Annotated in this window: 20 protein-coding genes; 1 reads left to right on the forward strand and 19 read right to left on the reverse strand. The window is 63.0% G+C overall.

All coding sequences use genetic code 11. The annotated features are described in order from the left end of the window. Positions 1–146: 146 nt before the first annotated feature. The 4 genes from JJE66_RS07275 to JJE66_RS07290 all read right to left on the reverse strand — a co-directional run bounded on the left by JJE66_RS07275 (position 147) and on the right by JJE66_RS07290 (position 7,287). The gene (locus JJE66_RS07275; protein ID WP_200513462.1) at positions 147–2,156 is read right to left on the reverse strand and encodes a hydantoinase B/oxoprolinase family protein; all 2,010 of its coding nucleotides are present in this window, start codon (positions 2,154–2,156) and stop codon (positions 147–149) included. Positions 2,157–2,174: 18 nt separating this feature from the next. After that, the gene (locus JJE66_RS07280; protein WP_200513464.1) at positions 2,175–3,641 is read right to left on the reverse strand and encodes an NAD-dependent succinate-semialdehyde dehydrogenase; all 1,467 of its coding nucleotides are present in this window, start codon (positions 3,639–3,641) and stop codon (positions 2,175–2,177) included. Between the two features lie 5 nt (positions 3,642–3,646). Beyond that, a complete protein-coding gene (locus JJE66_RS07285; protein ID WP_200513466.1) occupies positions 3,647–5,686 on the reverse strand; it encodes a hydantoinase/oxoprolinase family protein in 2,040 nt (679 codons plus the stop codon). Positions 5,687–5,808: 122 nt separating this feature from the next. Then, a complete protein-coding gene (locus JJE66_RS07290; protein WP_200513468.1) occupies positions 5,809–7,287 on the reverse strand; it encodes an FAD-binding oxidoreductase in 1,479 nt (492 codons plus the stop codon). On the opposite strand from JJE66_RS07290, the gene JJE66_RS07295 reads away from it, so the two are divergent. Beyond that, on the forward strand, positions 7,273–8,184 hold the full coding sequence (locus JJE66_RS07295) for a LysR family transcriptional regulator (protein WP_311979905.1): 912 nt from the start codon (positions 7,273–7,275) through the stop codon (positions 8,182–8,184). The two genes, JJE66_RS07290 and JJE66_RS07295, sit on opposite strands and share 15 nt — an antisense overlap. Here JJE66_RS07295 and JJE66_RS07300 read toward each other — a convergent pair. The 15 genes from JJE66_RS07300 to JJE66_RS07370 all read right to left on the reverse strand — a co-directional run bounded on the left by JJE66_RS07300 (position 8,148) and on the right by JJE66_RS07370 (position 23,147). After that, positions 8,148–8,405, reverse strand: coding sequence for a DUF2274 domain-containing protein (locus tag JJE66_RS07300; RefSeq protein ID WP_200513470.1), 258 nt, complete (start codon positions 8,403–8,405; stop codon positions 8,148–8,150). The genes JJE66_RS07295 and JJE66_RS07300 overlap by 37 nt on opposite strands. Further along, a complete protein-coding gene (locus JJE66_RS07305; protein ID WP_200513472.1) occupies positions 8,402–9,610 on the reverse strand; it encodes a TrbI/VirB10 family protein in 1,209 nt (402 codons plus the stop codon). The genes JJE66_RS07300 and JJE66_RS07305 overlap by 4 nt, the downstream gene beginning before the upstream one ends. Then, positions 9,601–10,680: a P-type conjugative transfer protein TrbG gene (trbG, locus tag JJE66_RS07310; RefSeq protein ID WP_200513473.1), complete on the reverse strand. Its 1,080-nt coding sequence runs from the start codon at positions 10,678–10,680 to the stop codon at positions 9,601–9,603. Before trbG ends, JJE66_RS07305 begins: the two co-directional genes overlap by 10 nt. Next, the gene (gene trbF / locus JJE66_RS07315) at positions 10,680–11,366 is read right to left on the reverse strand and encodes a conjugal transfer protein TrbF (protein ID WP_200513474.1); all 687 of its coding nucleotides are present in this window, start codon (positions 11,364–11,366) and stop codon (positions 10,680–10,682) included. The genes trbG and trbF overlap by 1 nt, the downstream gene beginning before the upstream one ends. Positions 11,367–11,369: 3 nt before the next feature. Continuing rightward, positions 11,370–12,731: a P-type conjugative transfer protein TrbL gene (gene trbL, locus JJE66_RS07320; RefSeq protein ID WP_200513475.1), complete on the reverse strand. Its 1,362-nt coding sequence runs from the start codon at positions 12,729–12,731 to the stop codon at positions 11,370–11,372. Continuing rightward, on the reverse strand, positions 12,728–13,048 hold the full coding sequence (gene trbK-alt / locus JJE66_RS07325; RefSeq protein ID WP_200513476.1) for a putative entry exclusion protein TrbK-alt: 321 nt from the start codon (positions 13,046–13,048) through the stop codon (positions 12,728–12,730). Before trbK-alt ends, trbL begins: the two co-directional genes overlap by 4 nt. Before the next feature lie 10 nt (positions 13,049–13,058). Further along, a complete protein-coding gene (gene trbJ / locus JJE66_RS07330; protein ID WP_200513477.1) occupies positions 13,059–13,817 on the reverse strand; it encodes a P-type conjugative transfer protein TrbJ in 759 nt (252 codons plus the stop codon). Further along, positions 13,814–16,252 (reverse strand): conjugal transfer protein TrbE, encoded by a 2,439-nt coding sequence (gene trbE / locus JJE66_RS07335; RefSeq protein WP_200513478.1) that lies wholly within the window; start codon positions 16,250–16,252, stop codon positions 13,814–13,816. Before trbE ends, trbJ begins: the two co-directional genes overlap by 4 nt. Before the next feature lie 7 nt (positions 16,253–16,259). Then, entirely contained in the window at positions 16,260–16,535 is a 276-nt protein-coding gene (locus JJE66_RS07340; RefSeq protein ID WP_200513481.1) for a VirB3 family type IV secretion system protein, read from the reverse strand. After that, positions 16,535–16,876 carry a TrbC/VirB2 family protein gene (locus JJE66_RS07345; RefSeq protein ID WP_200513483.1) on the reverse strand — a complete coding sequence of 114 codons (342 nt, stop codon included), beginning with the start codon at positions 16,874–16,876 and terminating at the stop codon, positions 16,535–16,537. Before JJE66_RS07345 ends, JJE66_RS07340 begins: the two co-directional genes overlap by 1 nt. After that, positions 16,873–17,871 carry a P-type conjugative transfer ATPase TrbB gene (trbB, locus tag JJE66_RS07350; RefSeq protein WP_200513485.1) on the reverse strand — a complete coding sequence of 333 codons (999 nt, stop codon included), beginning with the start codon at positions 17,869–17,871 and terminating at the stop codon, positions 16,873–16,875. The genes JJE66_RS07345 and trbB overlap by 4 nt, the downstream gene beginning before the upstream one ends. A gap of 356 nt (positions 17,872–18,227) precedes the next feature. Next, positions 18,228–18,701 carry a GNAT family N-acetyltransferase gene (locus tag JJE66_RS07355; RefSeq protein ID WP_200513487.1) on the reverse strand — a complete coding sequence of 158 codons (474 nt, stop codon included), beginning with the start codon at positions 18,699–18,701 and terminating at the stop codon, positions 18,228–18,230. Between the two features lie 237 nt (positions 18,702–18,938). Continuing rightward, entirely contained in the window at positions 18,939–19,379 is a 441-nt protein-coding gene (locus JJE66_RS07360; RefSeq protein ID WP_200513489.1) for a CopG family transcriptional regulator, read from the reverse strand. A gap of 7 nt (positions 19,380–19,386) precedes the next feature. Next, complete coding sequence (locus JJE66_RS07365; protein WP_200513491.1) at positions 19,387–21,366, reverse strand: conjugal transfer protein TraG; 1,980 nt, start codon at positions 21,364–21,366, stop codon at positions 19,387–19,389. Positions 21,367–21,407: 41 nt separating this feature from the next. Beyond that, a complete protein-coding gene (locus JJE66_RS07370) occupies positions 21,408–23,147 on the reverse strand; it encodes a VirD2 family relaxase/mobilization nuclease (RefSeq protein WP_200513492.1) in 1,740 nt (579 codons plus the stop codon). Positions 23,148–23,472 lie beyond the last annotated feature (325 nt).

The following is a 23,472-nucleotide window of genomic DNA, read 5'->3' on the forward strand; positions in this document are numbered from 1 at the left end:
CGTGGACGTTGTGCTGTCTTGGACATCACCGAGTAATATCTCGTCGCGAGAGAGCCGTGAAGGTGGCTTTGCTCTCAAGCTGGCAAACAATTTGCTTGAGTCCGGTCCGATCATTCTGTCTGGGTCCCGGAGTGCGGGGGCCACCGTCATGCCGGCCGCAGGCCCCGTCCTACGGCCAATTCAGGGTACTGCAGAATAAGTGCGTCGAAAATGTCGTCCACCACCTCTGGACCATCCGGCGCTTCCCCAACGGCGAGGCGGGCATCGAGCGCATCAAAAGCCTGATGCTTCAGGAAGAACCGCCAGGTCACCGGCAATTCAGCAAGGCGTCGCGTCAGTGCCGCGTATCTCGCCTCGGTCCACTTCGTCTCGTGCGCGACCCTCACCGCACCGTAGCAGAAGTGCTCAAGCGTCATGCGCCGAGCACGTTCTCGGCGCATGCGAGAAGTTTCGACCTCATCCAAGAGCCCATTGCCTATAGACACGCCGTACAGCTCTCGCGCATCGGCTGCGGTCACATAGCCGCGGCGTACATCCTCCAACACCTTAGCAGGCACGCGTTCGAACGGATCCTCGTAGCCTCCTCCACCTCCACCTTCACAGCGAATGATATCGCCCGGCCGGCAGTCTACTAGATCGATATTTCCCAGATTCTCTTCATTGGACAACCCCGGGTTCCGAGTAAAGGTTGAGGTCCGTCCGGCCGATCCACCGAGCACGCCCCATGCGCCGAAGTACGATCGATCCCGGTTGCGCGCCGTGACCAGCGTGTTGGGCGAGAAGACTTGAAATTCCATGACGGTTCCCAACCCGCCACGGTATTTGCCGGCTCCGCCGCTGCTGGGCACCAGACCGTAGCGGCGGATTCGGATCGGTACCTCGGCCTCGTTGATCTCCACTGGGGTGTTACGGAGAAACGCTGAGTTGGCGCCCGAACCATCAGAACCGTCGGCACTTGGCCCGCCACCGGCTCCGCCCCCGATGGGTCCGATTGAAGCCATGATCGTCCGGCCATCCCTGTCCATGGTTTTGATATTAAGGATCGACATGCCTGACGACGGGCACGCAGGCAATCGGTGCGGTGCGGCACGTGAAAAGGCGCCGAGCACAACCACTTGCAGGACCATGCATGTCAGGCTGCGCATCCCTACCGCTGCCGGCGGCTGCGGGTTCAGGACTGAACCTTCCGGCAGGATACATCGCGCAATACGCAACATACCGGCATTCAAGAGCAAGTCCGGATTGAGTGAGTAAAGCACGTAGTTTAAGCCAACTAGCGGGAGGACGTGACGCTCGCGCCCGCCCGTGGGCACGTTTAGAGAGGATGACAGCTGCGGATCGCTTCCAGTGAAATCCAATTCCAGCTCGCCATCGCGCACGCGCAGCGCCAAAGCAACCCGCATCGGCTTTCCATCGATAGCGGCATCCTCGTCGGCGTAGTCGGCAAAAAAATAATTGCCGTCCGGGATGGTGCGTGCCACTGCCCGTGCTTGCTGCTCCGAATAACGCAACAGCGCCTCAATGCCGTCACGGAAACGCTGGCGTCCAAAACGCTCGGCGGTTTCGAGAATTTTGCGTTCGCCGGTGGCCAAGCTCGCCAATTGAGCCTTCATGTCGCCTCGGTTCTGCTCAGGCGCACGAACGTTTGTGGCCATCAGCGATAGCAAACTTTCGTCGACCACGCCGCCCCGCACGATCCTCATTGGCGGAAAACGGATGCCCTCCTGGTGCACTTCAGTCAGCGTTCGGGATAAGGAAGCTGGGACCGCACCGCCCATATCGGTGTTATGGATGTGTCCTCCGACAAAGCAGATCAGCTCGCCTTCGAGAAACACCGGCTTCCACATCACTATGTCCGGCGTATGTGTAGCTACGTAACCGCTGTAAGCATCGTTGGTGAACCAGACATCACCGGGCTCATACGAGCCCACCAACTGCAACAGGGGGCCATAGTCCAGCCCAGCGTACCAAGTCGCTCCCAACGTTCGCGGTGACGCGAAAGTCTGACCGTCGGGGGTCATAATGGTACAGGAGAAGTCTTCCGTCTCCTTGACGAAAGTGGAATGCGCGGTGCGTGCCAACGTGAAAGCCATGCTTTCCGCTACCGCAACGCAATAGTTGGCAAAAACCTGTAGCTCCGCTTTATCGAAATCCATGCTCGTTCTCATGAACTTTCACTGCAATCCAACGCACAAGTATTTCATTTCGAGGTACTCATCGATGCCGTATTTCGAACCTTCTCGACCAAGACCGGATTGCTTAACTCCGCCGAATGGGGCCACCTCGTTAGAGATTGCGCTGGCGTTGATACCGATCATCCCGAACTCCAGAGCCTCAGCAACCCGCCAGGCTCGAGCTAGATCGCGCGTGTAGAGATAGGCGGCCAGCCCATATTCTTTGTGATTGGCTATCGCCAGCAGTTCGGCCTCCGTTTCAAACCGAGCGACGCCGATCACCGGCCCGAAGGTCTCCTCGCGCGACATCACCATTGCCTGCGTGACGCCGGCTATCACCGTAGGCTGGAAGAAACCCAATTCGCCCGGCTTGCCGCCGGTAACTAGCTGGGCCCCCTGACGGATTGCGTCGTCTACATGCTGCTGAACCTTCGTCACCGCTTGCGCGTCGATCAGTGGCCCAATGTTGACGCCCGGGTCGAAGCCGTTGCCAACCCGCAGTGCTGCGCTGCGCTCGGAGATGCGCGTAACAAAGCGATCGTGGATACCAGCCTGTACGTAGAAGCGGTTCGGCGAGATACACGCCTGACCCGCATTGCGGTACTTGGCTGACAACGCGCCCTCGATGGCACCTTCCAGATCCGCATCGTCGAACACGATGAACGGCGCATGCCCTCCGAGCTCTAAAGATACCTTTTTGATGGTGGACGCGCATTGGCGCATCAGAAGGCGACCCACCTCCGTCGATCCGGTGAAGGACAGATGCGTCACACGCGGATCGCCGGTCAACACTTCACCAACCAATACAGAATTGGCGCTATCAGCGGTCAGGATGTTCAGTACGCCGCCCGGTATGCCAGCCCGTAAACCAAGCTCGCCGATCGCGAGCGCCGTCAACGGAGTTTGCTCCGCGGGCTTGACCACAATTGTACAACCTGCGGCAAGCGCGGGGGCCACTTTCCGCGTAATCATGGCCAAGGGGAAATTCCAGGGAGTAATTGAAACACAAACTCCGATCGGTTGCCTCAAAGCGAGTAGGCGCTTGTCGGAGTTCGGGCTCTGGAGCACGTCTCCGTCGATCCTCTTGGCTTCCTCTGCAAACCACTCGACGAACGAAACGCCGTATTCGACTTCAGCGCGCGCCTCGTTCAGCGGTTTGCCCTCTTCAGCTGATATCAGTACGGCGAGGTCCTCAGCGCTCTCGCACAGCAGGTCGTACCAGCGGCGCATCGTACGGGCCCTTTGTTTGCCCGTGAGCGCACGCCAGGATGGCAGGGCTCGCTCGGCCGCATCGATGGCAACGGTTGCATCAGCGGCTTCGGCGTTGGGTACGCTCGCGATCTGGACGCCAGTGGCCGGATCCGCGACCGCAAATTGGGTCCCGGACAATGCAGCGTGCCATTGTCCGTCGCAAAGGAAATGCCGTTTCAGCAGCCCGGCTTCTTTAAGTCGCTCGGAGAGTTTCATGCTGATCACACCGCTCTAATCAACAGGTTGCCGTGATGGTCAACTGTCACCTTGAAGCCAGGCAGTACGCAGGTGGTTGTATCATCCTGCACAACGACCGCCGGGCCATCAAAGCACTGGTTGGCACGCAACGCATCCCGCTGATAGAGCGGCACCTCACGGAAGGTCCCGTCCATGAAAACCTCGACCGAACGCAACGGTTGCGGCAGTCCGGTCGCTTCTTCGAGCGTCTGCAATGCCGGTTTAGGTGTCGGCGCTGTTATGATCAGGCGAAGTGCGATGACCTGAACGATGGCAGTCTCGTCGCTATAGCCGTAGAGCTTCTCATGCTCACGGTGGAATGCTGCGCGCACAGCGGCGAGATCGCCTGCAGCTATAGAGGCAGGACTGAGCGGAGTATCGATTTCAAAGGATTGGCCGCGGTAGCGCATGTCGGCAGACAGACTGACCTCTGCCTCAGCGTCACTACCGGTCTCCTCGCGGATCCAGCCGCGCGCGAGAGCTTCCAGTTCGGCACGGTCTTGATCTAGTTGCTCAAGGGTGTTGGCATCTAAATTGTAATAGGTTATCTTAACGAAGTCGTTTTTGGTGTCTGCGATGAGGCCACCCAAAGCGCTCAATACGCCCGGTGTCGCTGGCACAAGTATCTCATCGATATTCAGTGCCCGCGCCAGATGGCAGGCGAGCATCGGACCGGCACCGCCGAAAGGAAGCAACGTAAAGCTGCGCGGGTCAATGCCGAAGCGAGACACCAGTCGGCTGACGCCCGCGTACATGCCAGAAATAGCAACATTGACGATGGCTTCTGCGGTTTTATGGGGCTCCTGTCCGAGCGAACCGGCCAATTCTGCAATCGTTCGGATAGCAGCGTCGCGGTCGACTTGCACCGTACTGTAACCAAGAGCCGATTGGCCTAGAACTCCCATTGCGGCGAAGGCGTCGGTAATTGTGGGGCGCGTACCACCTCGACCGTAGCAGACAGGACCGGGGTTGGAGCCGGCACTTTCGGGGCCAACCTTCAGGACGCCGAACTCGTCAACCCGAGCAACCGAACCGCCGCCGTCGCCAATTGACGACACCGACACGGATGGGATGTGGATTTGGAAGTCACCGATGTACTCCCCTGTGGCGTATTGCGGCTTACCGTCGATAATGAGCGCGACGTCGGCAGTCGTACCGCCAATGTCGAGGCTCATGCAGTTGCGGATGCCGCATTGCTCCGCGATGTAAGCTGCACCAATCACGCCAGATGCGGTGCCAGACAGAATCATCTGAACGCAATTAGACTTGCCATGCTCAGCGCTCATGACGCCGCCGTTGGACTTAGTCACCTTGAGGTCGGCCGGCACGCCGGTTTTCTTGAGTGCCGCTTGTAAACTCGAGAGATAGTGCGCGACCTTTGGCTGCACATAGCTGCCAATAACAGCTGTCAGGGTCCGTTCGTACTCTCGGATGATCGGCCAAACCTCATGCGAACAAGATACGAATAGATCCGGTTGCGCACGTTGCAGGATCGCCTTGACTTGCTGTTCGTGCGCCGGGTTCCGGTAGGCATGCAGCAATGAAATCACAACGCCCTCGCATTCGGCGCGTTTCATCGCATCCAAAGCGGCCAACACAGATTCCTCGTCGACCGGAGTGTCTACACTGCCATCAAAATTGAGCCGCTCGTCGACGCCAAAGACTCGGTCGCGCGGAACCAGTGGCGCCGGTCGAGTGGACATCAAGTGGTACATGTCCGGAATCTTGAGCCGCGCAATATCCAACACGTCCTCAAAGTTGCGCGTTGTGATGAGCCCTAGTCGCAGACCCCGCCGTTGCACAACCGCGTTGACGCCGACGGTAGTGCCATGGGTAAAATAGATAACGTCGCGCGCATCGATGCCGTAGCGGCGGGCCAGACCGGCCATGCCTTCGAGCACTTCACTGCCCGGGCTGTCCGGCCGCGAGAAGACCTTTAAAGTGCGAACACTGCGCGTCTGCGAGTCCAGGACGGCGAAATCCGCGAACGATCCGCCGATGTCCACACCAATTCTAAGACTCATTTCGACATCTCCGAGAAGGGCTCACTTGTCGCTTCGCTTGTTCAACGCAGCGGCGCCCCCGTAGAGAACAACCCGCGTGGCTTCATACAGCGTCGATTGAAACCAAAGCTGGAATGCCACGTTCATGCGGCACTTCGCGCCGGAGACGACGCGGCGCGGCGGCGAGAAAGCTGTCGGTCCACGACGTCTCGCAATTGGAAGTAGGTACCGATCACGGGCATGAACCACGGCCGGCCGTGGTAGAGCGGGTGCGTTGGCAATGGTGCAGCATACGCGCTCGTTTCGGCTTCTGGCCGATCGAGAATCTGGCGCGCTACCTTGTGTCCGAGGTAACTCATCATAGTTACGCCGCTCCCGTTGCAGCCGAGCGCGTAGTGCACGCCGCCCAACTTGCCGATGTGTGGCAAGAAATCGAACGTCAAGGCGACATAGCCGCCCCAACTGTGGCTAACCTTCACATCGGCGAGCTGTGGGAAACGGGCGGCCATCTGGGTATGCAACACAGTGGCCGATTGGCGAGCGGTGAGCGGATAGAAACGAGCGCGGCCCCCAAACAGCAGCCGCTTGCCATCTGGCGACATACTGTAATAATTGGTCACGCGTCGCGTCTCTACAACCGCCCGGTCATTGGGAATCAATGATCGCTGGAGATCAGATGGCAGTTCCTCTGTACAGATCTGATGCGAGGTCACTGGCACGACACGGCGGCGCAGCCCTGGCATCAGCATTCCAGTATAGCCGTTTGTTGCGATAACCACCTCGCGTGCCCGAACAGCGCCGCGCTCGGTCGTTACTTCAAAGCCCTCACCTCGACGCTCGATCTTGCTTGCCGGCGCATGGCTGCAGACTACGGCTCCGGAGGACTGCGCGGCGCGCAAGAGACCGCGGAAGTATTTGGCAGGATCAATATGCCCAGCGTGCGAAACGAAAACACCACCAGCGTAGTAGTCGCTCGCCAGTTCCCGTCGCATCTCGTCAGGCGACATCTCGCGGATGTCCGCGCCTGTTTGCGCGTTGAGCAGCGGGATGCGTTCGGCCCAGCCCCGCAAATGCTCTGAGGTCCAGAGAGCAGTAATGCGCCCATTTCTACGGTAGCTGCAATCGATGCCGTAAAGGTCCAGTGTTCGCTCAAATAGCCGGTAAGCCTCGGCGGCCTCAGCAAGCATCGCAGATTCGCGCTTCTTCCATAGTTCAGAGGGCGCACCACCCGACGGCTTTTTGCCTACATTGACTCCACCGGTCACCTGGCCGCCATTGCGGGTACTGGCGCCAATGCCCGGCACATCAGCCTCGAGAACGACCACGGACTTGGCATTTCGCGCCAATTCCAAAGCACAGGACAGGCCGGCGTAGCCGGCGCCAATGACGACGGCGTCTGCCTCTCGCGGAACTTCTACAAGCGGAAACTCGTGCGGGTTCCAATCGCCCCACCAGTACGGCCTGTCAGTAAAGTCGGAAGGGAAGATATTTGCGCAACCCACGGCTTTGAGCCCCAAACATACCGAATATGCGTTATGTAACTTTTGCAATCGTCTTGGGATTGTGTCAAGTAGTATTTCGGAAGCGAAAACTAAGTGACCGTGCCAGTGGAATTTCGACATCTACGTTGGGCAATCGTCGCTTCCCAGCACCGAAGTCTCCGCCAAGCGGCAGAGACGCTCAGAATCAAACAGTCAACGCTCAGTCGCTGCTTGCGAAGTCTTGAACACACGGTGGGCGTGACTCTCTTCGAGCGCACCAATGGCGGCACGCGACCAACAATTGAAGGTCAGGAATTTCTCAGTACGGCCCAGCGCATCGTGGATCAGACAGACGCTATGACGGTGCGTGTCAAGAACCGCTCGCGTGGCGAGAGCGGTCGACTGACCATTGGTGTGCACGCATCGTTCTCCGCCGGTAATCTCCGGGCGACTCTCTCCGACCATCAGCACCGCTTCCCGGATGTCGATACGCAATTTGTCGACGGATCCAGAGACCGTCTCATCTCCGACCTCGCCGGCTCCGCCATTGACATCGCCTTCGTCGCCGAACCCACTCCAAGGTGGAGCGACAGGTCGTTGTTGCTCTGGAGTGAACGTGTCGTCGTTGCTCTCCCCAAGACCCATACACTCGCTGCGCGCGATGTGGTTTATTGGGCCGAACTGAGAGAACAACCGCTTCTGCTGACCCAGCACGGCCCGGCACCCGAACTGCTTAAGGTCCTTATCGGCAAATTGGGGAGTTCCGACCCGTGCCGGCTGCTTCACCATGATGTCGTACTTGACCGACTTCTCACCCTGGTCGGCGCCGGTAGAGGCCTTCTGCTTGCATTGGAAGGTGCGACCGGCGCTGCCTATGAGGGAGTCACCTTCCGAGAGGTCCACGATGCCGACGGTCCGACGCGACTGAGTTTCCGCGGCTATTGGCGGCATGACAACTCCAATCCATCGCTGCGTCCGTTCCTCGACCTGCTTCGCGAGCGCTATCCCGATCTCTCGGCCGGTCCAGGCACGGGCTGAGCAGCGTTTCGTCGTGCCTTGGCAAAGGCCCGGTCGGTCGCCATGAAACGTTCGATCATCGGCGCGATCAGTTTGGCAGGCTCGGTCGGCGCCGTTGCATTTCCGCTACGCGTCAAAATCTCGGCGTAGCTTTTGAGATCCCTGAAGACTGCCGCCGGAAGCTCGATCGTGAGCTTGACCGGCTTGTCGTCTTCGAGCGGCCCAAGCTTGAGCTTCGTCATGGTGTTCCTCCCTTGCCATAGGGCGCCAGCACCAAATCCCGCGTGACGATGACCCGAACCGGGAAACCTGGCCGGATGGTCAGCGTCGGCTGGATGTTGAGCTGGCGCTGCACGATCTGCTGACCGGTCTGGCTGATGCTGTTGGACGCGCCGCTGCGGATCGCTTGAACGAGGTTGTTCTCATTTTGGCTCGTGCCCGCCTCCGCTCCGACGCTGAGCAGGGTCGAGAGGACGGCGGCCTTGAACAGCATGCCCCAATGGTTATCGACCTCGTCCTCGAGTCCGGCATAACCACCAGTGTCGGCGCCGGGCTGGCGCTCCAGCACGATCGAGTTGCCGTCCGGCATGATGATGCGGGTCCAGACCAGGAGGATGCGAGACTGGCCGAACGCGACTGAGCTATCGTACTGACCTATCAGTTTCGCACCCTGCGGGATCAGGAGATATTTTCCGGACGGGCTGTCCCAGACCGCCTCCGTGATCTGAGCGGTCACTTGGCCAGGCAGATCGGAACGAATGCCCGTGATGAGCGCGGCCGGAATCACGGCGCCGGCCTGCACGACGTAAGGTGAAGCCTTGGCTTCGAGCCGGTCCGGACTGACCGTCCGCTTGTCCGTCGAAGCATTGAGAAAGGCCGTCTTGCGGTCCTGCATGTTCTGGGCTGATCCGGCATCGACGGGGGGTGTCGCGGCTGGAGTCGCCACTGTGCTGGCCGAGGCATTCGGGATGAATTGGCCGACGCTCTGCGGTTGCTGTGCGGTCTGGGCGAAGAGGCGACTGACGCGGGCTGCCTCAATCTCCTGCGCTCTGTGTTGCGCCTCCGGATCGGACGTCGTTCCGGGGACCACGGTGTTCGGTGCAGCGCCTGCGTTGAGGATCGGCTTGCCGAGATCGCCGGGCAGCGGCGGCCCAAGCGGCGGCGCCTGGCGCGGCAGACCGGTATAGTCCTTCGGCAAGCCCGCCAGACCCTCGGCCGAAGGCTTGTTCTGGGTGCTGAGCAGTTCTTGCCCGGTCTGCTGCTTATTGCCGGTCTGCAGCGCGTAGCCAAGCGCGCCCGCGACGGCGAGGGCCGACACTGCGCCGAGGCCGACGAGCACCTTGCGTGAGAGGCGTGTGACGCGCGGCCGCTCGCCTCGAAGCCGAAGGTCCGGCGACGCGATGGGCGGGATGTCGCCTTGATGTTCGTGTTCGCCATCTATCGCCATGCGCGGGGCCTTCCGTCGGTGCGGACGATGCGCACGCGCCGCTCGCTGTCCTTGTCGCCAAGACGCAATTCGGCGGCGGCAAACAGGCGATCGACGATGTAGTAGTTGCGGTTCACGCGGTAGTTCACCAGTTCGGACCCGCCGGCCGGACCGATCACGAACAGCGGCGGCATTTCGCCTTGCGCGATACCGCTGGGGAACTCGATATAGACCTTGTTGCCGTCGTCGAAGGCGCGCAGCGGCCGCCAGGCTGGATCATCGCCCTCGATCGCGTAGCGGAAGTTGATCGAGCCGAGATCGACGCCAGCCGCGATTGGCGCGGCGGCCTCAGCCGTCGCATTCTGCCGCCGAAGTGCGATGAGCTGGTCCTCGGGATACTGCCAGGAGACCGAGGCCATGTAGGTCTTCTCCGTCGAGCGCAGCTCGAGCAGGTAGGTCCGCCTGTCGGTGTTGATCACGAGATTGGTGACCAATTCCGGCCGCGTCGGCTTGGCCAGGATGTGGATCTTCTTGGTCGCCCCCGCGCCGCTCTCGGTATCGCCGATGATCCAGCGCACAGTGTCGCCGGCGGCGACCGGACCGGAACCGACGAGTTGCTCGCCGTCTTGCAGTGCGATGTCGGTGATCTGACCGGGCGCCGTATAGACCTGGTAGAGGGCTCCGCCGGAAAAGGGATAGACCTGTACCGCGTTGATGAAGCCATTGCGGACCGGCTGCACCCGTGCCGCGGCATTGGCCTGCTTGACGCGAACCTTTGGATCGGCGGCTTCCGGGACGCGTTTGCCCGCGGCGAGCGGTTTCAACTGCCCGGGCAACGGCAGAGGTTTCGGCAATTCCACGATCTTGACGGGCGCCGGCGGATCGACCGCGAGCGTCGCGGGCTCCGCACTATCGTAGTTGATGTCAGGCGGGATGAAATTGTGCGCGCAGCCACCAAGCGCAGAGACAACCATCAGCAAAGCCGCAGGAGCGGATTTACGGAAAGACGTATCGCCGTGTCTCCGGCTTTTGTGAATATTGGAAAAGCGGGACGCCGGACCGCCGGCTCTCAAGAAAATTGGCGGGGTCATTATCCCAGCTCCTTCGACCAGTTGATGGCGTTGACGTAGATGCCGAGTGGATTCTTGCGCAGCCGATCGGCATCGGTGGGCGGCTGAATCGCGATGGTGAGGATCGCGGTCCAACGCGTGGTGCCGGCGAGCGCCCCGTCTTGATAGCGGTGTTCGACCCAGGCGATGCGGAAGCTATCGGGCGAGGCGCGGATGACGCTGGAGACGTCGATAGCGACCTGCTGCTTGCCGAGATTGGCGAAGGGGTCATTGGCGCGGGCGTAGTCGTTCAGCGCCGCCGCGCCCGCCGTGGTCGTGAAATCGTAGGCCTGCAGCCAGTTGTGCCGCACGATGATCGGGTCGGCCGGAAGCGAGCGCACGATCTGGATGAAGTGGGCGAGATACCAGGCGATCTGCGGGTCGTTCGGCCTGTAGTCGGCGGTGGCCGGCGCCACGGCTTGCGCCTCGCCGAGCTTGTCGACCTGCACCACCCAGGGAACGACAGTGCCGTGCGTGGATTGCCAGACGAGGCCGCCGGCGAGGCTGCAGGAGAGGATCAGCGAACCGAAGGCCATAAGCCGCCAGTTCCTGGCCTGTACGCGGGCGGAGCCGATACGCTCGTCCCACACTTGCGCTGCGCGCTGGTACGGGGTTTCGGGTTCGGGTGTGCGGCCGTAGCGGACCGAGGATCGCCGGAAGACTGACATTTCTTATTCTCCTCCCGAGAGGTCGACGGCGTGGCCGCCGCCATGGCTGTCGCCGGATTTGAGGGCTTGCGCGGCGGTCTGAGCGCCGTGAATGACGGTCTGATTGCGCTTGACGCGCCGGGCCCAGGCGGGAGCACCGCTCTCGCTTGCTGCTTGAGATGCGGCTCCAGTGTTTGCGGCCTCGCCGCTCGCAATGGTCCCCATCGTCGAGGAGCCACCCGTGTTGGCGACACCGGCCCGAGCGCCGGAGGTGTAGCTCTCCGTCATCGTCCCTGCCGCTTTTGCAGCGGCGCGTCTGACGGGAGCTGCCGCGTGACTAGCCGCCGCACGGCCCGCGCCGCCGAGACCAGACGCGACGCCGCCGGCGCCGGACCGACCGGCTGATGCGAGACTGTAGGCCGACGACATGCCGCCCGCCATCGCGGCACCACCGCGCGCGGCGGCCGCAGCACCAGAGGTCGCGGCCATTGCTCCCCGCCCCGCCAGCCCAAGCGCAGCTCCGCCCGCTAACGCCGTGCCGGCAACAGCGAGACCCGTCCCCACTACAGCGCCGGCGCCAAGCTGCGGCGCGCCCGACACAAGCCCGGTGGCGATGCCGGGACCGAAGATGCCGAGGCCGAGCATGGCGAGTGCCGCCAGCACGACAGAGAGCGTTTGCTCGATGGTCGGCTGGCCGCCGGCATAGGTGGTGGTGAATTGGGAGAAGAGCCCGGTGCCGATGCCGACGATGACGGCGAGCACCATGACCTTGACGCCGGAGGCGACGACGTTGCCCAGCACCTTCTCAGCGAGGAAAGCGGTTTTATTGAAGAGAGCGAACGGGATGAGGATGAAACCGGCGAGCGTCGTCAGCTTGAACTCGATCAGCGTGACGAACAACTGCACTGCAAGAATGAAGAAGGCGATCAGCACCAGGAGCCAGGACACCATCAGCACGGCGATCTGGACGAAGTTCGCAAAGAAGCTGGTGAAGCCCATCATCTGGCTTGCGGCGTCGAGCAGCGGCTGCCCGGCGTCGAGCCCGACCTGCGCGAGCCTGCCGGGCCGCAGGAAATCCGCTGTCGAGATCGACGAGCCGCCGGCCTTCAGGCCGAGGCCGGCGAAACTGTTGAAGATGACGCCTGAGAGGTTGTTGAAGTTGGTGATGACGAAGGCAAAGAACCCGATGTAGAGCGTCTTCTTCACCAGCCGCTGCAGGATGTCTTCGTCTGCGCCCCAGGCCCAGAACAGGCCGGCCAATGTGATGTCGATGACGATCAACGTCGACGAAAGGTACGTGACCTCACCTTTGACCAGGCCGAAACCCGAATCGATGTAGGTCGTGAAGGTATTGAGGAAGGTGTCGATAACGCCGACATTGTTCATGGCTTCTCTCCCTGCGGAGTGCTCGTCGTCGGCGGCGTGGCCGGCGCGGCCTGCGGCAGAAGTGGCCGCGCCGGCCTGCCGAAGAAGCGCGCGCGGTTCTCCTTCCAAACCGCCTGGCAGTGCGGATCTTCGGCATCCTGGGGTCCAAGCTCAGCGCAGCGGAGCAGCTCGGCCGAGAGATCATCGGGAGTGGAGGCAGAGGGGGCGTCGGACACTGGCCGCTCAGCTGGACGCCGATGGATGACGTGCAGCGCGACGAGGAAAAGCACAAACACGATGATCATCGCGCCTGCGCGAAGAATATCCGAGCGCTCCATGGCCTGTGCCTCAGTTGCCGCTGAACATGGTGACGTTGCCGGGCTGATAGCCGCTGCGCGTCGAGAAGATCTTGTATTGCTGCTGACCCTGCGACTCGGCCGCCGTTACGCGCGCCTGCTCCAGCGCGTCCGCCCGTCCCTTCGCGGCGAGAACCGCGACAAGGTCGGAGAGCTGCTGGGAGTGCAGGGCAAGGAGCTGGTTGCCGGCTTGCGCGGCCTGCAGGGCGCCGCTTGCCGACTGGCTGGCGGTAACCAGCGAGCTCATGGCACTGGAGTTGGTCGAGATATTGCCGACGACGCCGGCCTGCACCTTCAGCGAGTCTTCGAACGCGCCAACCGAGTTTTGCCAACGGCTTTGCGCCGCGGCAAACATCGTCGCATTGGAGCCCGTAGCTGCCGCCGTGCCGTAACTTGTGGAGTACGCCGTCTGGATGCGTTCGACATTGAAGGCGATGTTCTGGGCCTGACTCAGCAGCGACTGGGTCCGTGCGACCTGTGCCTGGAGCTGGGTCAACGTCGACAACGGCAGGCTGGCGAGGTTCTTTCCCTGGTTCACCAGGCTCTGGGCCTGATTGGTCAGCATCTGGATCTGATTGTTGATCTGCTGCAGCTCGCGCGCCGCGGTCAGCACGTTCTGGCTGAAGTTGGTGGGGTCGTAGACGATCCACTGCGCGCTAGCCTGCGTCGTCAAAGGCGGCGAGATCGATAATGCGAGCGAGAAAGCGGTCGCGGCGACCGAGCTTGCGCGCCGCATCTTCAGGGCGGTCATGATTGCACCTCCAGGTTTGTCAGGTCAGGGATCAGATCGGCGGCCCAGAGCAGCTCGTGATCCGCGAGCCAGGCGGACGTGAAGTCGTCGTGGCCATACTCGGCGAGCAGCCGTTCGATTGCAGCATGGTCGGACTTGGACGATGCGGCGCAGAAGGCGAGCGCAACCGGCCCGAGCCCCAGCTCGAAGAGCCGATTGCCGCGGCGAGACTGGCAGTAATAATCCCGCTTCGGCGTCGCGCGTGCGATGATCTCGATCTGGCGGTCGTTTAGACCGAACCGCTGGTAGACGGCGGTGATCTGCGGTTCGATCGCACGTTCGTTCGGCAGGAAGATGCGCGTCGGGCAGCTCTCGACGATCGCCGGCGCGATATTGCTGCCATCGATGTCGGAGAGCGATTGGGTAGCGAAGACGACGGACGCGTTCTTCTTCCGTAGCGTCTTCAGCCACTCCCTGAGCTGCTGCGCGAAGGCCGGATCGTCGAGGACGAGCCAACCCTCGTCGATGATGAGGAGGGTCGGCCGGCCGTCGAGCCGTCCCTCGATGCGATGGAAGAGGTAGGTGAGGACGGCAGGCGCAGCGCCAGCGCCGATCAGGCCCTCGGTCTCGAACGCCTGGACCGACGAAAAACCGAGCTGCTCGGCCTCCGCGTCGAGCAGCCGACCGGAGGGGCCGCCGACACAATAAGGTTGCAGCGCCTGCTTGAGCGCGGTTGATTGCAACAGGACCGCCAGTCCAGTGATCGTGCGTTCCTCGACCGGCGAGGACGCCAGCGAAGTCAACGCCGACCAGACATGCTCCTTCGCGGTCGGATCGATGGTGATGCCTTCCTTGGCGAGGATCGCGGTCACCCATTCGGCGGCCCAGGCGCGCTCCGCCGCATCGCCGATGCGTGCGAGCGGTTGAAGAGCGACGGAGTCCTCCGCACTGTTCGACAGACTTCCGCCGAGGTCGTGCCAGTCGCCGCCCATGGCAAGCGCGGCGGTGCGGATCGAACCGCCGAAATCGAAGGCGAAGATCTGGCTTTTCCGGTAGCGCCGGAACTGGATCGCCATCAGCGCCAGCAGCACGGACTTGCCGGCGCCGGTCGGACCGACGATCAGGGTGTGGCCGACGTCGCCGACATGCAGCGAGAAGCGGAACGGTGTCGAGCCTTCGGTCTTGCCGAAGAAGAGCGGGGAGCTGCGGAGATGCTCATCGCGGTCGGGTCCGGCCCAGACCGCTGAAAGCGGAATCATGTGGGCCAGGTTCACTGTCGAGAGCGGCGGCTGACGGACGTTGGCGTAGGCGTGCCCCGGCAGAGAGCCAAGCCAGGCGTCGAGCGCATTCACCCCTTCCGGCATGCAGGTGAAGTCCCGCCCCTGGATCACCTTCTCGACAAGGCGAAGCTTCTCAGCGGCCAGACCGGGATCCTCGTCCCAGACGGTGACGGTCGCGGTGACGTAGGCTTGGCCGACGTCGTCAGTGCCCAGCTCCTGAAGTGCGAGATCGGCATCGGCGGCCTTGTTCGCCGCATCGCTATCGACCAGCGTCGAGGCCTCGTTGGTCATGACCTCCTTGACGATGGCGGCAATCGACTTGCGCTTAGCGAACCACTGCCGGCGGATCTTGGTCAGCAGTTTCACCGCCTCGGTCTTGTCGAGGAGGATCGCGCGGGTCGACCAGCGGTAGGGGAAGGCGAGCCGGTTCAGCTCGTCGAGAATTCCAGGGTGAGTCGCGGTCGGAAAGCCGACCACGGTGAGTGTACGAAGATGATGGCGGCCGAGGCGCGGCTCGAGGCCGCCGGCGAGCGGCTCGTCCGCGAGCAACGCGTCGAGATGCATCGGCGTCTCGGGGACGCGTACCCGCTGTTGCCGGGTCGAGATGGTCGAATGCAGGTAGGTCAGCGTCTCGCCGTCATCGAGCCACGCCGCCTCCGGCATGAACCCTTCGACCAGTTGCAGCACGCGGTTCGTGCGATCGACGAAGCCGCGTAGCAGCTCGTGAGGATCGACGCCGCGCTGGGCGCGGCCCTCATAGAGCCAGGCTTCAACGCGCGAAGCGTCCTCGGCGGGCGGGAGCCAGGCGAAGGTCAGGTAATAGCGGCTCTCGAAATGCGCACCGGCCTCCTCGAAGGCGTCCTGCCGCTCCAGATCGACCAGCGCTGATGCGGCGTCGGGAAAGCTGTCGTGCGGATAGGTTTGGGCGGCGATGCGCTGGGCCTCGACAAAGATCGCCCAGCCTGAGCCGAGACGGCGGAGCGCGTTGTTGAGGCGGGCCGTCACGCCGACCAGCTCGGCCGGCGTCGCGCTGTCGAGATCCGGACCACGGAAGCGCGCGGTGCGCTGGAACGCACCGTCCTTGTTGAGGACGACGCCTTGCGCGACCAAGGCGGCCCAAGGCAGGAAGTCGGCAAGACTGGCGGGCCGGCTGCGGTATTCGGCGAGGTTTAGCATGGAAGCCTCATACGCCGAGAAAGGATGGATAGCGGAGGTGGCGTCGAACGACGTCCACGAACTGCGGGTCGCGCTTGGCCGCCCAGACGGCGGCGGCATGGCCCACGGCCCACATCAGCGCGCCGGGGATCCAGAGGCGGAGGCCGAGCGCGATGGCGGCCGCCAACGTGCCGTTGGCGATCGCAACGGTGCGGGGCGCCCCGCCCATCAGGATCGGATCGGTGAGCGCGCGATGGACCGGCGCGAAGAAGCCCGGCACGTCTGGATCGACGATCGCCGCCATCACACCAGGGCTCCGCCGGAGAAGCTGAAGAAGGACATGAAAAAGCTCGACGCGGCGAAGGCGATCGACAGGCCGAACACGATCTGGATCAGCCGGCGGAAGCCGCCCGAGCTATCGCCGAACGCGAGCGTCAGGCCGGTCACAGTGATGATGATGACCGACATGATCTTCGCGACCGGACCTTGCACCGACTCCAGGATCTGATTGAGCGGCGTCTCCCACGGCATCGAGGAGCCGGAGGCGTAGGCCGCGGGCGCGACAGCGATGGACATGAAGGCAATCGCCGTGAGGTCGATGAAGCGGCGGCGAACGTGACGGATCGCGGGAGGCAACTGGATCATGACGGGTCCTTGGGAAGCGAGGATTGGCCGCCCGCCCCGGCCGACTGGACGCGGTAATCGCCGGTGGCGGGATCGAGGCCGGCGACGAGAGCAAGTTCGGCGAGGCGGCGTTCGCTGCCGCGGCCGCGCAGCACCGCGACGAGATCGATGGTCTCGGCGATCAGCGCCTTGGGAACGGTGAGGACGGCTTCCTGGATGAGTTGCTCAAGGCGACGAAGCGCGCCCAGTGCCGTGCCGGCGTGAATCGTTCCGATCCCACCGGGGTGGCCCGTGCCCCAGGCTTTGAGGAGCTCCAGGGCTTCGCTGCCCCGCACCTCACCGATCGGAATCCGGTCGGGGCGTAGACGCAGCGAGGACCGGACCAGATCGGACAACGACGCCACGCCGTCCTTGGTGCGCAGCGCGACCAGATTGGGCGCGCAGCATTGCAGCTCACGCGTATCCTCGATCAGGACCACGCGATCGGTGGTGCCGGCGATCTCGGCCAGCAGTGCGTTTGTCAGCGTGGTCTTGCCGGTCGAGGTGCCGCCGGCGACCAGGATGTTCTTGCGGGCGGCGACGGCTTCGCGGAGCATGCCCGCCTGGCCCGCCGTCATGATGCCGGCCGCCGCGTAATCATCCAGAGTGAAGACAGCAACGGCGGGCTTGCGGATCGCAAAGGCCGGCGCCGCAACGACAGGCGGGAGAAGCCCCTCGAACCTCTCCCCCGTCTCGGGAAGCTCGGCCGAGACGCGCGGCCTCTCGGCATGCACCTCAGCACCGACATGGTGCGCAACCAGGCGCACGATCCGCTCGCCGTCGGCGGCGGACATCATTCGTCCGCTATCCTCGAGCCCGCCGGACAGCCGGTCGATCCAGAGCCGTCCATCGGGGTTGAGCATCACCTCGACGATCGAGGGGTCTTCGAGGAAGCTGGCTATCGCGGGGCCCAGCGCAGTCCGCAGCATGCGCGCGCCACGCGAAAAGGCTTCCGAATGGTGTGAAGTGCCCGCCACGATCGTCCCCCGAAGGCCAATCGCGGCAAGCGATCGGCGATGGGGATGGATAGAAAAGGCAGGAGACGCGTCAGTTCAACAAGTATTCAGCCGTCGTAAGGAGCCAGCGTAGAGCAGAGAAAAAATATTTGCGCTGTCGTATCTCTCAAGCACGCGATGTGATCGCCAGCAAGGGTGGCGCATGTCGATTCGCCGCCGTCCCGGCGACACAGCGTATTGGAGTCGAGTGTGTTTACTTGGCGCAGACCGCGGAGGCGGAGTTCGAAATAGCGCCCATGCGGCCGAAGAGCAGGCGTATGCGGAAGCCGGCGATCGCCACGTGTGCTGTCGCAACAGACGCAGCAAGAGGTCGAAGTTCACAATTCCATATGCACGATCTCGATAGGCTCGCCACCGCGACCGTGAGAAAAGTGACCTCTACCTATGCTTCTAAAGCCATGCTTTTGATAGAAACCTTCGGCATTGATCGTCGCTTCGAGCCTCACTGGACCGTTATGGCCCAACCGTGCCTGGACAATGCCGATCTCGAGCAGCCGCCGCCCCAGTCCGGCGCCAGCAGCTTCTGGCGACATAAATAGGCGTGTTACTTCGCCAGGCTCTGCATCGACAAATCCGACCACAATGCCCCCGCGCAGACACACGGTCATTCGCCCCTTGGCGATGAGCTCTTCGTAAAATGCCGGTGTACGCTCACCCATCCAATTCTCGATTTGATTGCGAGAATAGGACGCGCGTGCAAGGCCGTCGATCGACGCCTTCGTGATGTTGAAAACCGTCTCCGCGTCTTCGCGGCGAGCGGCTCTGAAGGAAATATCGCCGTCGAGCGTCATAAGAAGTGCACTCCAGATGTCCCTTGCGCCTTATCCGTTTGCGGATTTGCCGTTGTCCGGTCATGGGTGGGTCGACGGATCACGGCACTCTTCGGCGAATACCTTCCTCAGGGAGAGCCCCGAGGGGTTCTTATCGCAGTGAAAACGAACGACCTCATATTCGCTCTATTCTACATATCGGCGGACCTTTTTCGCGGCGCACGCAGGTTTCCTGCAGACTTCGATCCAGATGCGCGGCTAGTCACCCTGAAACGCCCCAGTCTTCTGAACATCCTCCGGGATCTCCTGCCGGAGCTTCGGCCCTTGATTGAGCCGCCGCCCTAATGCGGCGACGAAATTATCATAACGCGCGCCGGCCTGTGCTCTTGCGGCCTTGGCGGCCGGTTCGGGGAGTGGCGGTGTTGTTGTGAGCCAAAAGCGGATGAAGAGAGCGATGGTCTCGATCGAAATCCCGACATCCCGCTCAAGCCGCGCGATTCGGCGGTCGACCTGCTCGATGCGCTTGGCAATAGCAGCTTCACGCCGTTCATCGGCGTCCGGTGACAGAAAGGACGCGATGGCGGCTTCCGCGATGAGCGACAGCGACTGCTCGCGCCGGGCGGCGTAGGCTGACAGCGCCTTCATGACGTCAGGATCGAGATAGACCGACATCTGGGCCTTCTTCTTCGGCGCGGTCATGCCTGCCTCACAATCCGAGATCGTCGCCGGGATCGAGCGACGCTTGGCGCGCGACGCCCTGCATGTCGGTCATGCGCCTGATCCGCGGGGCTGCTTCATCGGCCTCGTCGGCGAGATCAGACGCGAACTCGTTGTCGAGCGGTTCCTTCTTTTCCACGATGTCTCGATTCAGTTCCGGCTGCCGCCGGCGGTCGGCGGTCTTTGGATCTTCGTCGTCCGTCTGGTCGTCGGTCGACCTCTCTGATGCCGTTGGACGCGGCGGCAGTGGCCGTGAACTCCAGTCGTCCGGCCGGCCGCCATTGGGTTTGGACAGCGTCGGCGGCGCCATGATGCGCTCCTGGAAGCGTCCATCCTCGTAATAGCGCGCCTTCTTCGCCCGGATCGGATGGAGACCCGACATCATGACGATCTCGTCCGATGGCGGCAGCTGCATCATCTCGCCGGGCGTGAGCAGCGGGCGGGCAGTCTCCGACCGCGACACCATCAGGTGGCCCAGCCAAGGCGCGAGCCGGCTTCCGGCATAGTTCTTCATCGCCTTCATCTCGGTCGCGGTGCCGAGCGCGTCGCTCACCCGCTTCGCGGTCCGCTCGTCGTTGGTCGCGAAGCTGACCCGGACGTGACAGTTGTCGAGAATCGAGTTGTTGGGCCCGTAAGCCTTCTCGATCTGGTTCAGCGATTGCGCGATCAGGAAGCTCTTGATGCCGTACCCCGCCATGAACGCCAGCGCAGACTCGAAGAAGTCGAGCCGGCCGAGCGCCGGGAATTCGTCGAGCATCAGGAGAAGCCGACGACGGCCGGCCTTGGCCTGCAGATCCTCGGTCAGACGGCGGCCGATCTGATTGAGGATCAATCGGATCAGCGGCTTGGTGCGGTTGATGTCCGAGGGCGGCACCACGAGGTACAGCGTGGTCGCTCGCTCTCCGCCGACGATGTCGGTGATCCGCCAGTCGCAGCGTCGCGTCACCTCCGCCACCACCGGATCTCGGTAGAGGCCCAGGAACGACATCGCAGTGCTCAAGACGCCGGATCGTTCGTTGCCGGACTTGTTCAGTAGCTCGCGCGCGGCGGAAGCGACGACAGGATGGACGCCGGCCTCGCCGAGATGCGCCGTCCGCATCATTGCGGCAAGCGTCGACTCGATCGGTCGCTTGGGATCGGACAGAAAGGCTGCGACGCCGGCGAGGGTTTTGTCCTGCTCGGCATAGAGGACGTGGAGAATCGCGCCGACCAGGAGCGCGTGACTGGTTTTCTCCCAGTGGTTCCGCTTCTCGAGGCTGCCCTCCGGGTCCACCAGAATGTCGGCGATGTTCTGGACGTCGCGCACCTCCCACTCGCCACGGCGGACCTCCAGCAGCGGATTGTAGGCCGAGGACTTTGGGTTGGTCGGGTCGAACAGAAGGACGCGGCCGTGGCGCGCGCGAAAGCCGGCGGTGAGCTGCCAGTTCTCCCCCTTGATATCGTGGACGATGGCCGACCCCGGCCACGTCAGGAGCGACGGGATGACGAGGCCGACGCCCTTGCCGCTCCGGGTCGGCGCGAAACACAGAACATGCTCCGGTCCATCATGGCGAAGATAGGTGCGCTCAAACCGGCCGAGCACGACACCGTCCGGCGCGAGCAATCCGGCCTGCTCGATCTCCTTTGCCTCTGCCCATCGCGCGGAGCCATAGGTCTCGGCATTCTCTGCTTCGCGGGCACGCCAGACCGACATGCCGATTGCGACAGCTGCGGCGATGATGCCACCGGATGCCGCGATATAGGCGCCCTCCATGAAGATCGACGGCGCGTAAGCATCGTAGGCGTACCACCACCAGAAGAAGGCGGGTGGGAGATAGAACGGAAAATGCAATAGCTCGAACCAAGGCTTTCCGAGCTGGGGCTGGAAGCCGAGCCGCCAAGCCGTCCATTCCGTCGCGGCCCAGACCGTCAACAGGACGGTCGCGAAGACCGTGATGACCTGTCCCCAGAGAATCTTGGTCGCGGACATCGCGGCCGCCCTCTCCTGACGTCGGTGATTGGAAGGATCGCTCACAGGCCGAGCCCCCGGTTGCGCCCAAAACCCCAATCGATGCCGCCGTCGCTGCGGGCCACGCCAGAGACATGCCGGCCGAGCTGCTTTTCGAGTGAGGGCGTCCAGGGCACGAGCTGAAAGCCGAGACCATCGTCGATCATGGCGAAGCGGCCGGAAGCGAGCGCGAAGCGCTGCCGATAAGTGCCGGCCACATACTCGCCGCCAGCCGACGGGTTGAACGGCTGGCCGGTCTCGGCGGCGAGCTGCTTGCCGAGATCCTCTAACTCCCGGCGGCGTAGCGTGCCGATGAGGTTCTTCGCGAACATCAGTCCGCGCGCCTGGCGTTCGGCGAGACCCTGCTCGATAAGCTGCTCGGCCCGCCGTTGCATAGCGTCGCGGACCTCGGCACCGAAGCCGGCCTGGCCGAGCGCCATAGGGTCGCGCGCGACGGCCTGCCGATCGAGCCATGTCGCGCCGCTCGCCGTGACTTGCGCTTCAATCGAGAGATCGGAACGGACGGCGAGCGCCACGCGATGCCGCCCTTGCGCGTCGTAGAATTTGCGTAGCTCGACGATCGAGCCTGGCGCGCTGTCGCCGGCAGCGTCGAGGTCGGGGAGCCTGATGTGATGGGTGCGGCCATCTACGCCGTCGACCACGGCATAGACGGTCCCCCTGAGCTCGTCGTCGAGACCGCGATCGACGAGACGCCCGATGACAGGGACGTCGAGGCTTTCGCCCGCCAGCACGTAGCTTGCGGTCCCGCGCTCGATGCCGCGTTCGGTCAGGCTGTGGTGAATGCGCTTGATAATGTCGCCGCGTTCGCCGAGCTCGCGCAACGTCGCTTCAGTGGCCTCGTCCATGACCCATTGGCCCGGCCCGAGTTGACGCGCAAGGCCGAGGCTCTCCAAGCGTCGCAGCCGGCCAACCTTCAACGCATGGAACTGATCAGGCGGCTCGGCCGGATTGGGCGCAAGGTCGATGACGCCGTGCCGGCCTGCGTCACGAACAAGCTGGCGGTCGAGCTGCGTCCAGCTTTCGGCTTCGACCTGGCGCTCGAGCGATCGGCGAATGTCGAGATCGGAGCGCAGACCCAGCTCCTGTGTGACCAGGTCCTGGGCGCGGGCGCGCATCCCCTCCTTGATGTAGTCGCGGGAGATGACGAGATCCCGGCCATCTTCGGCGACGCCGCGCACGATGATGTGGACATGCGGGTGCTGGGTATTCCAGTGATCAACGCCCACCCAGTCGAGTCGGGTAGCCAGATCCTTCTCCATCTGGCCAACCAGCTCGCGCGCAAAGCCCTTGAGGTCGGCCATGTCAGGCGCGTCCACGGGCGAGACGATGAAACGGAAGTGGTGCCGGTCATCCTGACAGCGCTCGGCAAAGGCCTTGGGATCGGCATCCTCCGTGTCCGGGCCGAACAGACGGGCCCTCTCCCCGTCCCGGGTGACGCCCTCGCGCCGGAGGTAGCCGAGATGAGCTGTGAGCGGCGCCGATCTCGCCCTATGCCGGACAACGCGGGTCTTGATCGTCACCAGACGCGAACGGCCGGTGAGCAGGCGGTTCGCCCGCACGCTGGCGACGCGGCCGCGCCCGAAGGTCGAGCGCTTCGCACTTCTCAGAAAACCCTGTCGCGAGATCCCGCCGCCGGCGCGCTGAGCGGCGGCGAGCGCCTGCGCGATGAAGGGCTTTGCGCGCTGGCTTCGCGAGGAGCGGATGCGGCCGGGCCGCGGCTGGAAATCGTTCTCTTCAGCCATTGCCAGCCTCGGCAATGTGCGAAAAGAAGAGTCCCTGCAATGCGTTGATGGTGAGGCGCACATTGCGCGCCGAAGCCGCACATTGCCGGATCAGAGAAAAACACCAGCAACAACAACCGACCGACCGAGCCGCACATTGCGGCCTTTTATCTCGCCCTCGTTCGGTCGTTGCGTGCTGGTCTCCCTCGCCTGCTCTTTCTCCTTCGCAGGAATGCGGTAAGACACGCCTGAGCACGAAGTCGCATCGGATCGGGGTGCGGAGCCGGCATTGCGCGGCGATGATCGAAATATCCGCAGCTTGGGTGCTGAGGGGCGCGCATCGATT

It is taken from the genome of Bradyrhizobium diazoefficiens, assembly GCF_016612535.1.
In the GTDB taxonomy this organism is placed as follows: domain Bacteria; phylum Pseudomonadota; class Alphaproteobacteria; order Rhizobiales; family Xanthobacteraceae; genus Bradyrhizobium; species Bradyrhizobium diazoefficiens_C.